Genomic DNA, 14,445 nt, shown 5'->3' on the forward strand with positions numbered 1-14,445 from the left:
ATGGGCCGGTCCTTTCAACGCCTTCTTCCGGACGAGACTGCGACGGAGCGCCTTGGCGATGATATCGCGGCCGCGCTCAAGCCAGGCGATATAGTTGCCCTTGAAGGGGATCTCGGCGTTGGCAAAACTGCACTCGCCCGCGCCATCATCAGGGCGATGGCCGAAGACCCTCAGCTTGAGGTTCCCAGCCCGACCTTCACGTTGGTGCAAAGCTATGACCTGCGCATTCCCGTCCACCATTTCGATCTGTATCGCCTGACCGGTGTGGACGAGCTTGAGGAACTGGGCCTGGCGGAAGCGCTCATCGATGGTGTGGCCTTGGTCGAATGGCCAGAGCGTGCTCCAGGCCTTGTCACCCGCGCTATTCACGTAAGGCTTTCTGAACAGGATGGGGGGCGTAGCGCCGACATTGCCGCACCCGAGGCAGAAGCCGAGCGACTGGCCCGGTCGTTTGCCATCCGGAATTTTCTGGATGCGGCAGGGCATGCAGGTGCAAAACGGGCCCACCTTATAGGTGATGCCTCGACACGTGCTTACGAGGCCGTGTTGTCAGCGAAAGGAGAGCAATTCATCCTCATGGATGCGCCGGAGCGGCGCGATGAGCCGATCCTGCGCGACGGCATGCCTTACAGCCGCATTGCGCGCCTCGCCCGCTCAGTTGCTGCCTTTGTGGCCGTCGCAAACGGCCTGCGCGACGCGGGGTTTTCCGCGCCGCGCATTTTCGAACAGGATCTTGAGCGGGGACTGCTTCTGATCGAGCATTTGGGAACGCAGACGCTTGTGGATGGAAAGGGCGTGCCGGTGCCGGAGCGTTATCTGGCTGCCGCGCGCCTTCTTGCAGCAATGCACGAACATCCATGGCCTCACCAATTCCCAGTATCCAACGCTGCAAGCCATGCGCTCCCCCCTTACGATTGGGGGGCTCTCGGGATCGAAACCGAGCTGATGCTCGACTGGTATCTCCCGGAAATGAAAGGCAGGGAGGCGACCGATCCGGAGCGCCAGGAATTCGGCCGCCTGTGGCTCAAGCTCGTCGAGCGGCTCGACGTAAGCGAGCAAAGCATTGTCCTGCGCGATTATCACTCGCCGAACATCATCTGGCGTGGGGAAAGGACGGGCTTTGACCGACTCGGCCTGATCGACTTTCAGGATGCCGTCATTGGCCCTGCCGCTTATGATGTGGCATCACTGGCACTCGATGCCCGCGTGACCATAACGGAAGCCTTCGAAAAGGCGGTGAGGGATGCTTATTGCGATGCCAGGACCGGGTCTTCCTTCGATCGTACCGCTTTCGAGGAGGCATTTGCGATCACCGCCGCCCAGCGCAATACGAAGGTTCTCGGCATATTCGTCCGCCTTGCGCGACGTGACGGCAAGCCGGCCTACCTGCGTCACCTTCCCCGCATCCGCAGCTATCTGGAGCGGGTCTTTGCGCATCCTGCCTTGGAGGAAATAGCAGAGTTCTACAGGGATATCGGCATTTTCGAGGTAGAGGAGTGAGCGCGAGAATACCGAAGAAGGCGATGGTCCTTGCTGCCGGCCTCGGGCTGCGCATGCGCCCGCTCACCCAGACATGCCCGAAACCCCTCATCACGGTTGGCGGCCGTCGCCTGATCGACTGGGGCCTTGATGCACTTGAAAGAGCAGGGGTGCAGGAAGCGGTCGTCAATGTGCATTACCTGCCGGACAAGCTGATCGACTATCTTGCATGCCGGCAGGCGCCACGCATCGCAATCTCCGACGAACGGGACAGGCTGCTGGATTCGGGCGGTGCAGTTGCGAGGGCGCTGCCATTGCTGGGGCCGGCGTCGTTTCTCCTCCTTAATGCCGATACTTTCTGGATCGATGGCTCGTCAAACAATCTCAACCGGCTTACTCTTGCATGGGACGCGGCGGAGATGGATATACTGATGCTGCTTGCCGATCCTGCATCGGCGACGGGGCATACCGGGAAAGCGGATTTCACTATGGATGCTGAGGGGCGGCTGAAGAGGGCCGGTGGAGGTGACGGGCTAATCTATGCGGGCGCCGCGATTGTCAATCCTGCCCTGCTGGAAGGTGTGCCCGCCGAGCCGCATTCGCTCAATGTCCACTTTGATCGGGCTATTGAAGCCGGCCGCCTTTACGGGCTGCCGCTTGACGGCCACTGGATCACCGTCGGTACACCGGAGGCCATACCCGCTACCGAGGCCCTGCTGCGGCATCTTGGCATTTCGCCGTGAGAACCCCGCGCGTCTTCTCTATTCCGCCTGGCGCGCCTTTTCTTTCGTCCCTGGTTGAGGCGCTGTTCAAGGGACAGCTTGTCCCGGGATTTCGTCATGAGGGCGATCCACTCGCACTTGCCGACGTGACGATTTATCTTCCAACCCGTCGTGCTGCGCGTGAGCTGCGCAGCGTGTTGACGGAGAGGCTGGGCGGCGTGTCGGCCATCCTTCCGGTAATCCGGCCCTTGGGTGAGTTCGAGGCCGAACTGGCGGACATGCAGGCTGAAGGCGGTGCAGCGGCTCTCGACCACGCGCCGGCGATCCCGGAGCTTGACCGCATTCTTCTGCTGAGCCCGTTGGTGCAGGCATGGAAATCGCGGGTACCGGCTCATGTCGCCGAGCTTTTCGAGGAAGGCGTGGTGGTACCGGCTTCACTCTCCGACAGCATCTGGTTTGCCCGCGACCTTGCCGCGCTGATGGACGAGGTCGAGACCGAGGAGGCGGCCTGGTCGCATCTATTAGACCTTGTTCCCGACGAACTTGCCGCCTGGTGGCAGGTGACACTCGATTTCCTCAACATCGTTACGCAGGCATGGCCTGAGATCCTTGCAGAACGTGGCCGCTCCAACCCTGCTGCACACCGCAACGCCATGCTGGCGGCCGAAGCCGCAAGGCTCGTTCATAATCCGCCCCGCGGACCGGTGATTGCCGCCGGCTCAACCGGCTCAATCCCAGCCACAGCGCGCCTGCTTGGTACCATTGCAAGGTTGGAGAAGGGTGCGGTGATCCTTCCAGGGCTCGATGCGGAACTGGACGAGGACTCATGGCAAGCTATTGACGCCGAAGCAGACCCGTCATCCTGTGGACATCCGCAATTCGGACTGAAGAAGCTTCTTAGCGCAATAGGTGTCGGGCGCAGCGATGTCGTTCAACTCGGAATGCTCCCCAATGACCTGGCTGCCCGCAGAAGGCTTGTAAGCGAAGCGCTTCGGCCTGCCGAGACGACCGATCTCTGGGCAGCGAACAGAAAGATTATCGAGGAGTCGGTGAATGCGGGCGCGCTTTCCGGGGTCAGCCTTCTGGAGGCAGCAAATGAGCGGGAGGAAGCGGCGGCCATCGCGGTCGCCTTGCGCCATGCGATCACGCAGGAAGGAAAAACTGCTGCGCTGGTGACGCCCGACCGAGCCTTGGCGCGGCGGGTGGCGGGAGAGCTTCGACGCTTCGGCATCCGGGCAGACGATTCGGGCGGCAGTCCGCTGGCAGACACCGTGCCGGCAGCCTTGCTGCGCCTCCTGCTGGAGGCGATCTGCCGCCCTCAGGAGCCTGTTACGATCATCGGGCTTTTAAAGCACCCCCTGCTGTGTCTGGGTCTATCTCGCGAGGTGGTGCGCAGGGCGGCGGAACTGATCGAACTCGTCGCTCTGCGGGGAGGCACGGGCCGCCCGGATGCGGCCACTCTAGCCAAACTTTTTGATGTGCGGCTAGAGGCTCTTTCGCGCGCTCCGCGAAAGCCTTTCTGGATGAGCCGTATCAAGGCTGGCAACGTGGCCGAGGCATACCAGGTGCTCACGGCGCTTGAGAGCGCTGTAGCGCCTCTCGCTGCGTTACGGCAGGCCGGTCCGGTGAGGCTTGAAGACCTTGCCCGGGCCTCCGTGGAAGCCGTCGAGGCACTGGCGCGCGATGCCCAAGGTTCGCTCAGCGGCTATTATGGCGGGGAGGCGGGGGAAGCGCTGGCCGCTTTCCTTCGGGAGCTTATAGAAACCCGCACCACCATTGCTGCACCAATCGATGAATGGCCGGATATTTTTTCCGCGCTGATAGCGGGGCGGATGGTCAAGCCAGCAGCGGGCGCAGATCATCGTATCGCCATATGGGGTACGCTAGAGGCACGGCTTCAGAATGTCGATCTGCTGGTGTTGGGGAGCCTGAACGAGGGGAGCTGGCCACAGGTGCCGGCTTCGGACCGCTTCATGTCGCGCGTCATGAAGGGCGGGCTTAACCTTGAGCCGCCGGAGCGACGCATCGGCCTTGCCGCGCACGATTTCACGATGGCGCTGGGAGTCAAGGAAGTGGTGCTTGCCCGCTCGGCCCGGGCGGAAGGCGCTCCGGCAGTCGCTTCGCGTTGGTTGCAGCGTCTCCTGGCATGCGCAGGACTGGCGGAAAGCGAAGCGATGCGCAAACGCGGCGGGCGCTACATCCAATGGGCGTATGCACTGGAGAAGAGCAAGGAGGTTGAGTTTGCCCCTCGCCCCTGCCCGAAGCCGCCACTGGAGGCGCGGCCGAAGCGTTTCTCCGTCACGGAAATCGAGACGTTGCGGCGCGATCCCTATGCCGTCTACGCGCGCAGGATTCTTAAACTTTTCGCCCTTGATCCTTATATCCGCGACCCGGGAGCGGCCGAAAGAGGCACGCTGTTTCACGACATTCTTCAGGTATTCATTCAGTCGGGCGCCGATCCCTGTGCTCCCGACGCTGAGGACCGGCTGCTTGCTATTGGCAGAACCAAATTTTGCGAAGCGGGCCTGCCTCCCGACGTTGAAGCGGTCTGGTGGCCGCGCTTCGAGCGCACGGCCCGTGGCATCATCGAGTGGGAGCGGTCGCGCGGAGAGAACGTAGCTGTCCGTCACGCCGAAATCCGCGCCTCGGCAATCGTCGTGGGGGCCACGGGAAAGCTACTTTCGGGCCGCGCCGATCGCATCGATATCCGCGCCGACGGTCAGGCCGATGTCATCGACTACAAGACTGGTTATCTGCCCTCGAAGGGGCAGGCGCACCGCCTTCTGGCTCCACAGCTTGCCCTGGAAGCCGCCCTTCTTTTGCGCGGCGCCTTTGCGGAGCTTGGCACTGTTCGCCCGGCGGAATTATGCTATGTGCGGTTGCGGGCAAATGGCTCGGTCGAGCCGGAATCGATCCTGAAGTTCAAGGATTCGAACAAGACCGGTGCCGGGCTTGCCGACGAAGCCTGGGAGCGGCTTGAGCGGCTGCTCGCCTATTACGACCGGCCCGATAGCGGCTATCTTTCCCGTGCGCTACCCTTCAAGGAAGGCGATATGGAAGGCGAATACGACCACTTGGCAAGGGTGCTGGAATGGTCCGCAGGCGGCGATGAGGCTGGTGCGGGGCGAGAAGACGGATGAGCGGCACGCCTTTCCGCATTCCCCGTGATACGCTGGAGACGCAGGCACTTGCCTCCGATCCTGCGGTGTCGGCCTGGGTTTCTGCCAATGCCGGTTCCGGCAAGACCCATGTCCTGGCGCAAAGGGTGATCCGGCTGCTTCTTAAAGGCACTGACCCGGCGAAAATTCTTTGCCTCACCTATACGCGCGCTGCCGCCGCCAATATGGCGAACCGCGTATTCGGAAGTTTGGCCGACTGGAGCCTTCTTTCAGATGAGACGCTTGCCAAGGAAGTGGCAAAGCTTGAAGGGCGCACGCCAAGCCCGGAAAGACTACGCCGTGCGCGCCGCCTTTTCGCCCGTGCACTGGAAACGCCCGGCGGCCTTAAAATCCAGACCATCCACGCCTTCTGCGAGGCAATACTCCACCAGTTTCCGTTGGAAGCGAACATTGCCGGCCATTTTGAGCTGCTAGATGCCGGGATGGAGGATGCGCTTTTGGGCGAGGCACGGCGAGACATGCTGACGAGCATCGCGGCCGAGAAGGATGGACCGCTGGCAGAGGCTTTCGTAGAGGTGCTGCAGCGTGGTGGCGAAAGCGGGCTGCAGGCGCTCATCTCAGAGATCGTAGCGAAGCGGGACGGTCTCAGCCGCTTCATCGATGCGGTCGAGGATGATAAAAAACCGCATGCAGCGCTTCTTGCCGAATTCCGATTTGCCCCGGAGGAAACGGCGCGCGGACTTGCCGATGCGGCCTGGCCCGTGCCCGGCTTTAGCCGGGAGGAATTCGCGCGCTTTGCCGCCGCTGCGGAAGAAACCGACGCGCGCAGCGTGTTGAATCATATCCTGCCCGCAGCACAGCAGGCATTTGCCGAATCCGACCCCATTCACCGGCTCGAACTGATGGCCAAGGCCTTCCTCAAGACCAATGGGGAACCTTACGGCGTGTCGGCATTTAAGGCCGCGTTGCGGGCGCGCCTCCCGGGCATCTACGACCGATACCTGGAGGCGGCCGCATATCTTCGGGGAGCGTGCGACAGGCTGGCGCTTTTCCGCATGCTGGAGGCGACCACGGCGGCGCTCGTCATCGCCGAGGCGCTGATTGGCAGGTATGAGCGCCTGAAGCGTGCGCGGGGCTTTCTCGATTTCAACGACCTTATCATGCGCACAATGCGCCTTCTGGCGCGGACCGATGTGGGGCCGTGGATACATTACAAGCTCGACCGCGGGATCGACCATATCTTGATCGACGAGGCGCAGGATACGAGCCCCGAACAATGGCAAATCGTGAGGCTTCTGACGCAGGAGTTCTTCGCCGGCCATGGTGCGCGGGAGGGTGTGAACCGTACCATCTTTGCCGTGGGGGACGAAAAGCAGTCGATCTACTCCTTTCAAGGGGCGGAGCCAGAAGCGTTCGCGGAAAACGGGGCGGTCTTTGCCCGCAGCGTCCCCGAGGCGGGCGGTCGTTTCGAAAAAGTGCGGCTCCTGCGTTCCTTCCGTTCTACGGAGGATGTGCTCAGGGCAGTCGATCATGTCTTTTCCCGCGATGAAGCCCGCAAGGGACTGACGCGCGGCCGGGAGCCTATCGAGCACAAGGCCATTCGCGACCGCGCGCCAGGTTATGTCGAGATATGGTCGCCGCTTTCCCCCCAGGTGGTGGACGAGCCCGATGACTGGACGCGCGCGATCGACCATACATCGGCACCAGCGGCAAGACTGGCTGAAGTCATCGCGGCCAGGATCGCCCAGTGGCTCGAAAATGGAGAGATGCTGGAAGGCAAGGGGAGGCGCCTTGCCCCCGGCGACATCATGGTTCTCGTACGGAAGCGAGACCGCTTCGTCCACGCGCTCTCGCGCAGCCTGAAGAACCGGCAGATCCCGATCGCCGGCGCAGACCGCCTGCGTCTGACGGCCCATATCGCCATCAAGGATCTGATCGCGCTTGGCCGCTTCCTCCTCCAGCCGCATGACGACCTGTCGCTTGCGGCCATCCTCAGAAGCCCCCTGTTCGGGTTGGAAGAGGAGGCGCTCTTTCATCTGGCCTGGCCACGCACGGAAGGCACATCCTTGTTTTCCGCCGTGCGGGAGAAAGCAAAAGAGGACGCAAGGCTGTCCGAAATCCTGACGACGCTGGTCAAGTGGCAGTCGGACGCCGCGTTCAAGCCGGTTTTCGAGTTCTATAATGGCGTGCTGGCAGGCACACCGGAGCGCGTGGGCGGACGCAGCCTCTTCGTCGCCCGGCTCGGGCACGAGGCGCATGACGTACTGGACGAATTTCTATCCTTCTGCCTGACTGCGGAGCGTACGGGCCTGATCGGGCTGGAAGCCGTTCTTGCCACGCTGGAAAGCGCCGCTCCCGAGATCAAGCGTGAGATGGACCAGTCACGCGATGAAATCCGCATCATGACGGTCCATGCGGCAAAGGGGCTGGAGGCACCTGTTGTCTTCCTTGTGGATCCGGGCAGCGCGCCGGTTTCCAGCAACCACATACCCGGGTTGTTACCGTTCACGATGAGAAATGACGGCGATCCGCTTAACGGCTTTCTTTGGCGCCAAGGTGCTGACCTTGCCAATTCGACCGCCAGCCGTTTCGAGGCGGAGGTACGTCAGAAGGCCGAGGAAGAATACCGGCGGCTGCTTTATGTAGGGATGACGCGCGCTGAGGACCGGCTGATCGTCTGCGGCTATCACGGCGTGCGGCCGGCGGCCTCCACATGGCATTCACTCGTGCGCGAAGCCTTCGCAGACGTGGAAGGTACACAGGAACTGCAGGAGCCGGTGGAATGCGCACCCGCGTTGCGTTTCCGTGTCACGCCGGTCGAGGAAACCGTTGAACTGGAAGCGCCAGCCCCCTCGCAAGAGCCGCCTGCCTCGCTGCCGCGCGAATTGATGAAGGCGCTTCCGCCGCTTCCGGAACTTCCACGGCCACTTTCGCCCTCAGGGGCAGCGGCACTCATCGAGGATGGCTACGAGGTCACTATCTTTCAGCGATCCCCCGTCTTTGACGTTGTTGCACCTGGTTTCGCGCTTGAGCGAGGAAATGCGATACACCGCCTGCTGCAGGTGCTTCCCGATCTGCCGGTGGCCGAGCGGGAGCCTGCCGCCCGCCGCTATCTGGCGAGGGTGGCCTCGGGCTGGCCGGAAGGGGAGGCGGAGGGCGCCTGCCGGTCCGTCCTGCAGATCTTGCGGGACGAGCGTTTTGCTCCCCTGTTCGCGCCATCCTCACGGGCTGAGGTCTCCGTCCTGGGAGAAGTCAAGCTTGGCGGGAAGAAGCGCGCCGTCTCCGGCAAGATCGACCGGCTCGCAGTTACGCCACATGACATCCTAATCGTAGATTACAAGACCAACCGGCCTGCGCCGCAAACACTGGACGAAGTTCCGCAGGCATATATTGCCCAGCTAGCGCTCTACGCCGAGCTGTTGAAACCGCTTTACCCCGGAAAAAGCGTTTCCGCCTCGCTCCTTTTTACCGAAGCACCACGCCTCATTCCCGTCCCGCCGGACGACATGGCCGCTGCCCTTGCCCGACTCACGAGAGCGTGAGAGAACAGCGCTTGAACTCTTCGCCGCCAACTCCCACATGGCAATTGACCCTTTCGATATAAGGAGAGGCTTATGGCCACCGTCACTGTAGACAAGAACAATTTCCAGGCCGACGTGCTCGACGCAACGGAGCCTGTGGTCGTGGATTTCTGGGCGGAGTGGTGCGGCCCCTGCAAGATGATTGCTCCAGCGCTGGAGGAAATTTCGACCGAGCTGGCTGGCAAGGTCAAGGTCGCCAAAGTGAATATCGATGAGAATCCGGAACTGGCCGCTCAATACGGCGTTCGTTCGATTCCTACGCTGATCATGTTCAAGAATGGCGAAGTCGCTGATATGAAGGTAGGTGCCGCTCCCAAGACGGCGCTGTCCGCCTGGATCGGAAACGCTGTCGCCTGAAGCGGGATAGACCACGCTCTTGCTTTTCTGGATGATGAAAGCCCGGTTTTGACCGGGCTTTTCTTTTGCTGGCATGCGCCGGCTCTAGCTAGGCAAGCGCCAAGGCCACAAGAAAGAGAAGGGCTGTTAGCTATGGGCGAAGATGTCCTCCTCGTCCCAGCCCATCAGATCCAGCTTGGCCCGAGTGGGCAGGAATTTGAAGCATGCCTCCGCCTCCTCACGGCGCCCGTCACGCTCAAGCCGCCCTTGCAGGACCTCGCGCAGGCGGTGGAGATAAAGAACATCGGAAGCCGCGTATTCAAGCTGTTCGGGGGAGAGCGTCTCCGCCGCCCAGTCGGACGATTGCTGGGCCTTGGATAGATTTACGCCCAGAAGCTCCGAGCAAATATCCTTCAGACCGTGTCTGTCAGTATATGTGCGGGTAAGACGCGAGGCGATCTTGGTGCAGAACACCGGCTCCGGCATCACACCGAAAGTGTAGTAGAGCACGGCGAGGTCGAAGCGAGCGTAATGGAAAAGCTTGGTTATGTGCGGATTGGACAGCAGCGCGACGAGATTTGGAGCCTGTTTTTGTCCTGAGCTTATCTGCACCACATCGGCTGTACCGTCGCCTGAAGAAAGCTGTACCACGCAAAGCCGGTCGCGATGGGGCTTGAGGCCCAGCGTTTCGGTATCGATGGCGACCGCCTCCACGTCATAGCGCGCAAGGTCGGGAAGATCGTTCTGATGGAATCTGATGGTCATTGGCCTGTTCGCAAAAAGAGTCGTGCCGCGTCTAGTTTCGATTAGCCCGGCGTCGGGGCGGTTCAAACCGCTTAGTGCATTTCGGGCATTCATGGAAATGCTGCCATGATCCAGGTTCTTGTTCTTTCACAATTCCGGACGGAAAACCTGCGCGCCGCCTTGCCTAGTCCGGCTTTTCTACCCTTTCCGAAGCGAGCGCCGCCAGGATACGCGCCCAGGAGCGCTGCCCCTTATGAAAGGAGATGAGCTCATATTTCTCGTTGGGCGAGTGAATGCGGTCGTCCAGCAGTCCGAACCCTACAAGGAGAGACGGCATGCCCAGAAGATGCTGAAAATCGCCCACTATGGGTATCGAGCCGCCCATGGCGATGGCGACGGCAGGCTTCTGCCATTCCTCGGTCAAAGCACACTGCGCCGTCGCTACCAGCGGTGAATCGTAAGGAAGCTGGATGGCAGGCGAGCCACCGTGCGGCGTGAACTCTACGGAACAGTCTGCAGGTATGCGCTGCCTGACGAATTCGCGGAAAGAATCGCGAATGGCCTGCGGGTCTTGCCGATGTACCAGCCGGAAGGACACTTTGGCAGATGCTTCCGCCGGAATGACTGTCTTGAATCCTTCGCCCGTATAGCCGCCGGTAATTCCGTTGAATTCCGCAGTAGGGCGCGCCCAGACCAGTTCGAGCCCCAAGCGGCCTTTTTCCCCCGCGGGTTCAGACAGGCCCACCGCTTCGAGAAGGCTCTCGCTTTCCCGTTCGAGCGTCTTCCAACTCGCCAGAACCTCAGGTGGAGTGTCTTCAACTCCATTGTAAAAGCCCGGTATGGTCACCCGGCCATTCTCGTCATGCAGATCAGCGAGCACCCGGCTCAGAATACGGATGGGATTGGCGGCCAGCCCACCGTAAAAGCCGGAATGAAGGTCGCGATCGGCAGCCTTGACCGTCACCTCCTCGCCTACAAGTCCCCTTAGCCCGACACAGATGGCTGGCGTTTCCCGATCCCACATGGTGGTATCGCAGACGAGCGCGAGATCGGCCTTGAGTTCGTTTGCATTGGCTTCCAGGAAAGGCTTGAGCGATGGCGAGCCTGATTCTTCCTCACCCTCGAAAAGGATAGTCACCCGGCAGGGCAGCTTGCCGTGCACCTTCTTGTACGCACGACAAGCTTCCACAAATGTCATGAGCTGGCCTTTGTCATCCGATGTGCCGCGTCCGGTGATCACCTTGCGCCCGGGCTCGATCTCCTTCACGGCAGGCGCAAAGGGATCATTCTCCCACAGCGCCAGCGGGTCCACCGGCTGGACGTCGTAGTGGCCATAGAAGAGGACGTGCGGGCCTTCGCCCTCGTGATGGGCCACGACCATGGGATGGCCGCCGGTCTCTCGCACGTTCGCAGTGAAACCGATGGACTGGAGGTCTGCCACAAGCCATTCGGCCGCCCTCCGGCACTCAGCAGCGTAGACGGGGTCGGTGGAAATGGATGGAATGGCAAGCAGCCCGAACAGCCGCTCCAGGCTTTCGTCTACGGAACGATCGATCTGATCGAGAACGGGGGCGAGTTCGGGCATGGCCATGGCTCTCCTTCTATTGCGAGGAAGACTCTTGGTGTGCCTGCTTTGGCAATCGCGCAACGGGCCGCGGAGGGCGGCCCCTTTTGCTTGTCTGGCTGTTCCCTTACCAATAGGGGCAGGAATTGTCTTCCAGGTAATTGTGGACTGTGATCTGACCGTCGATGATCTGCTGCCTGGCCTCATCCACGGCGGTCTTCATCTCGTCGGTGATGAGGTCTTCATTGAACTCATCGAGCGTATAGCCCACCGCATCCTCGGCGAGCCCGACATCCTGGACGCCATAGGTGAACTCGCCATTCTGGGCGTCCTTGAATGAGTTGTAGACCGCCAGGTCAACGCGTTTGACCATGGAGGTGAGCACATGGCCGGGGTGGAGATGGTTCTGGTTGGCATCAACGCCTATGCCGAGCTTGCCGGCATCGGCGGCCGCCTGCAGGACGCCCACGCCCGTTCCGCCGGCCGCATGGTAGATGACGTCGGCACCCTGATCTATCTGTGTGCGCGCAATCTCGCCGCCCTTGGTCGGATCGTTCCAGGCCGCCGGCGTGTCACCCGTATAGTTGCGGATAACGCGCGCTTCGGAGTCAGCAGCCTGCACACCACCCACATAGCCACATTCAAACTTGCCGATGAGAGGAACCTGCATGCCTCCCACAAAGCCGACTGTGCCCGTCTCGGACGCCATGGCGGCCAGGATGCCCACCAGATACGAGCCTTCGTACTCCTTGAAGGTTACAGAGCGAACATTCGGCTGCTCCACCTTATCGTCGATGATGGTGAAGCTTACATCGGGGTAGTCCGGCGCCACCTTGTTGAGGAACTCGACCCAGGAAAACCCTACCATGACGACGGGGTTATGCCCGCGCTCGGCAAACCGGCGGATGGCCTGCTCCCGCTGGGCGTCATTGGATATCTCGAACTCGACATATTCAATGCCGGTTTCCTCCTTGAACTGTTCCGCTCCCATATAAGCCATTTCATTGAATGACTTGTCGAACTTGCCCCCGAAATCATAAAGGATAGCGGGAGAGAAACCTTCCTGAGCCGTTGCCATGCCGGCCATTCCAATCGCGGCAAAGAGGCTGATCAACAAACGCTTCATCTGTTCCACCCTGTCGGTTCTATCAGGCACGGATGGCTGGCGTTGGTGAGACGCTTTGCACACCGCATGCGCCGCAGGATTTCCTCCTGCATGACGCGCAGTCTTGCATGGCGACTGCCAAAACTCACGTGAAAATTTGGGCCTGGGCTAATCTCGAATCCGTAGCTGCGGATAGTTTTGCCGGCCTTCAGTGGGGGGCATGCGCGGGAGCAGGGCAGGTCACGCCCGTCCCTTGCAGGCCGCAATAGCCAGCCGGATTCTTTGCAAGATATTGCTGGTGCTCTTCTTCCGCAAAAAAGAATTCTGGGGCCTTCTCAATCTGGGTCGTAATCGAGCCGCGGCCGGCTGCCTTCAGCGCTTTTTCGTAGGCTTGGCGCGAGGCTTGCGCCTCTGCAAGCTGCCCCTCCGTCGTGGCGAAGACGGCCGAACGATAAGTGGTGCCGATATCATTGCCCTGGCGCATGCCCTGGGTGGGATCGTGGCCTTCCCAGAAGATCTTGAGCAGGGCTGGGAAGGCGATGATCTGCGGATCGTAGACGACGAACACTACCTCAGCATGGCCGGTGAGCCCGGTCACAGTCTCGCGATAGGTGGGATTGGGCGTGATCCCGCCAGCATATCCTACCGCGGTCACCCAGACGCCGTCCACCTGCCAGAACAAGCGCTCCGCGCCCCAGAAGCAGCCCATGCCGAAGAGAACCTGCTCGGTTCCGCGCGGATAGGGGCCCTTTAGCGGTCTGCCAGTGATGAAATGGTTCTGTGCTGTCGGGATGGGGTCGGGCCGGCCGGGCAGGGCTTCGTGTGCCTTCGGAAGCCTGAGCTTCGTTTCTGAAACTTGGAAGAACATGGCTTTTCTCCTTCAGCCTTGGTGCAAGAGCGTCAATACCTTGCGGCAAAGAGGTCGTCCGGCCGCCGTTTGGGCTGGCCGAGGATGTAGAAAATGAGTGCCAGAGCCGCAAATAGCAGCCAGCTGGGAAGGGAGAGCACTGCGGTCAGGCCAGGGTCCCACAAGGCCGCAAAGGTTCGGTCTTCCACCGTCTTTCGGAACGCCTCAAATGTTCCGGGCGAGCTTGCCTGCCAGCTTTCGATGAAGGGCGTGAGGGTAATGGAAGCCGTCGCGATGGAACGTGTCGCGTCGATTACCGCGGTGACAACCGCACCGGCTAGAGCGAAAAGTGAAAGCAGGCGGGACAGGAAACGCATCGCTCGACTCACGGCAAGATACCCCTGAGATAGGTGCGCGCGGCGTGATTGGCAATTGCGGCAGAACGAATTGGTTATGGTTGGGTGCAGGAAAGACGCAAGGACATCTTGGCATCCGCATTTAATTCGACTAGATGAGCCCCGGGCAATCACATGCCCCGGCGCGCTGTACGGAAATGCGGCGCTGCCTGCGGAGAGGTGGCCGAGTGGTTGAAGGCGCACGCCTGGAACGCGTGTATACGGGCAACCGTATCGAGGGTTCGAATCCCTCTCTCTCCGCCAGTCAACTTATTGGAATCATTCTCTAATTTGAAATTTTCAGCCGTAACGGCGCAGAACTGCGGGTTTTCGGTCTAAAGCTGTTGACTTCGCTCTCTGCCTGAATCGCTGATTTCGTTCTCTCTCTGCCGACATTCTCCAAACCTCCTGACTGCGCGGATTTGGTGCGGAGTTATAAATCATTGTAAATGCATTGTTATTTGGACTGTGAAGTCCGTACATTTGTAGAGAATTTCGGTAGCAGAGCGCAACTCGGGTCGAATTGTACGCCAGTTTCTGGCATATGCACCGG

General features: G+C 60.8%; 10 protein-coding genes and 1 tRNA gene. 6 read left to right on the forward strand and 5 right to left on the reverse strand.

Going from position 1 to position 14,445, the window contains the following annotated elements:
* From tsaE to trxA, 5 genes are all read left to right on the forward strand, one after another.
* Window positions 1-1,500 (forward strand): tRNA (adenosine(37)-N6)-threonylcarbamoyltransferase complex ATPase subunit type 1 TsaE, encoded by a 1,500-nt coding sequence (gene tsaE, locus HUS57_RS17145; RefSeq protein WP_173935071.1) that lies wholly within the window; start codon window positions 1-3, stop codon window positions 1,498-1,500.
* Entirely contained in the window at window positions 1,497-2,222 is a 726-nt protein-coding gene (locus HUS57_RS17150; RefSeq protein ID WP_246727918.1) for a nucleotidyltransferase family protein, read from the forward strand. Before tsaE ends, HUS57_RS17150 begins: the two co-directional genes overlap by 4 nt.
* Window positions 2,219-5,341: a double-strand break repair protein AddB gene (gene addB / locus HUS57_RS17155; protein WP_173935072.1), complete on the forward strand. Its 3,123-nt coding sequence runs from the start codon at window positions 2,219-2,221 to the stop codon at window positions 5,339-5,341. The genes HUS57_RS17150 and addB overlap by 4 nt, the downstream gene beginning before the upstream one ends.
* A complete protein-coding gene (gene addA, locus HUS57_RS17160; protein WP_173935073.1) occupies window positions 5,338-8,862 on the forward strand; it encodes a double-strand break repair helicase AddA in 3,525 nt (1,174 codons plus the stop codon). Before addB ends, addA begins: the two co-directional genes overlap by 4 nt.
* A gap of 72 nt (window positions 8,863-8,934) precedes the next feature.
* Complete coding sequence (trxA, locus tag HUS57_RS17165) at window positions 8,935-9,258, forward strand: thioredoxin (RefSeq protein WP_173935074.1); 324 nt, start codon at window positions 8,935-8,937, stop codon at window positions 9,256-9,258.
* 126 nt (window positions 9,259-9,384) lie between these two features.
* On the opposite strand, the gene HUS57_RS17170 is transcribed toward trxA, so the two are convergent.
* The 5 genes from HUS57_RS17170 to HUS57_RS17190 all read right to left on the reverse strand — a co-directional run bounded on the left by HUS57_RS17170 (window position 9,385) and on the right by HUS57_RS17190 (window position 13,886).
* Window positions 9,385-10,002, reverse strand: a complete 618-nt coding sequence (locus tag HUS57_RS17170; protein ID WP_173935075.1) for a ribonuclease D — start codon at window positions 10,000-10,002, stop codon at window positions 9,385-9,387.
* Between the two features lie 163 nt (window positions 10,003-10,165).
* A complete protein-coding gene (locus tag HUS57_RS17175; protein ID WP_173935076.1) occupies window positions 10,166-11,566 on the reverse strand; it encodes a dipeptidase in 1,401 nt (466 codons plus the stop codon).
* A 106-nt stretch (window positions 11,567-11,672) separates the two neighbouring features.
* The gene (locus tag HUS57_RS17180; protein ID WP_173935077.1) at window positions 11,673-12,671 is read right to left on the reverse strand and encodes a BMP family ABC transporter substrate-binding protein; all 999 of its coding nucleotides are present in this window, start codon (window positions 12,669-12,671) and stop codon (window positions 11,673-11,675) included.
* A gap of 187 nt (window positions 12,672-12,858) precedes the next feature.
* A complete protein-coding gene (gene msrA / locus HUS57_RS17185; protein WP_173935078.1) occupies window positions 12,859-13,518 on the reverse strand; it encodes a peptide-methionine (S)-S-oxide reductase MsrA in 660 nt (219 codons plus the stop codon).
* 32 nt (window positions 13,519-13,550) lie between these two features.
* Window positions 13,551-13,886 carry a hypothetical protein gene (locus tag HUS57_RS17190; protein WP_173935079.1) on the reverse strand — a complete coding sequence of 112 codons (336 nt, stop codon included), beginning with the start codon at window positions 13,884-13,886 and terminating at the stop codon, window positions 13,551-13,553.
* A 180-nt stretch (window positions 13,887-14,066) separates the two neighbouring features.
* Here HUS57_RS17190 and HUS57_RS17195 point away from each other — a divergent pair.
* A tRNA-Ser gene (locus tag HUS57_RS17195) sits at window positions 14,067-14,156 on the forward strand.
* The last annotated feature ends 289 nt before the right edge of the window (window positions 14,157-14,445 follow it).

Origin of the sequence: Chelativorans sp. Marseille-P2723 (assembly GCF_902809845.1) — a bacterium.
Classification (GTDB): domain Bacteria; phylum Pseudomonadota; class Alphaproteobacteria; order Rhizobiales; family Rhizobiaceae; genus Chelativorans.

Excerpts from the sequence above, each read along its gene's own strand:
- addA (WP_173935073.1), top strand. The coding sequence starts at position 5,338 with ATGAGCGGCACGCCTTTCCGCATTCCCCGTGATACGCTGGAGACGCAG.
- trxA (WP_173935074.1), top strand. The coding sequence starts at position 8,935 with ATGGCCACCGTCACTGTAGACAAGAACAATTTCCAGGCCGACGTGCTC.
- tsaE (WP_173935071.1), top strand. The coding sequence starts at position 1 with ATGGGCCGGTCCTTTCAACGCCTTCTTCCGGACGAGACTGCGACGGAG.
- HUS57_RS17175 (WP_173935076.1), bottom strand. The coding sequence starts at position 11,566 with ATGCCCGAACTCGCCCCCGTTCTCGATCAGATCGATCGTTCCGTAGAC.
- HUS57_RS17170 (WP_173935075.1), bottom strand. The coding sequence starts at position 10,002 with ATGACCATCAGATTCCATCAGAACGATCTTCCCGACCTTGCGCGCTAT.
- HUS57_RS17180 (WP_173935077.1), bottom strand. The coding sequence starts at position 12,671 with ATGAAGCGTTTGTTGATCAGCCTCTTTGCCGCGATTGGAATGGCCGGC.
- msrA (WP_173935078.1), bottom strand. The coding sequence starts at position 13,518 with ATGTTCTTCCAAGTTTCAGAAACGAAGCTCAGGCTTCCGAAGGCACAC.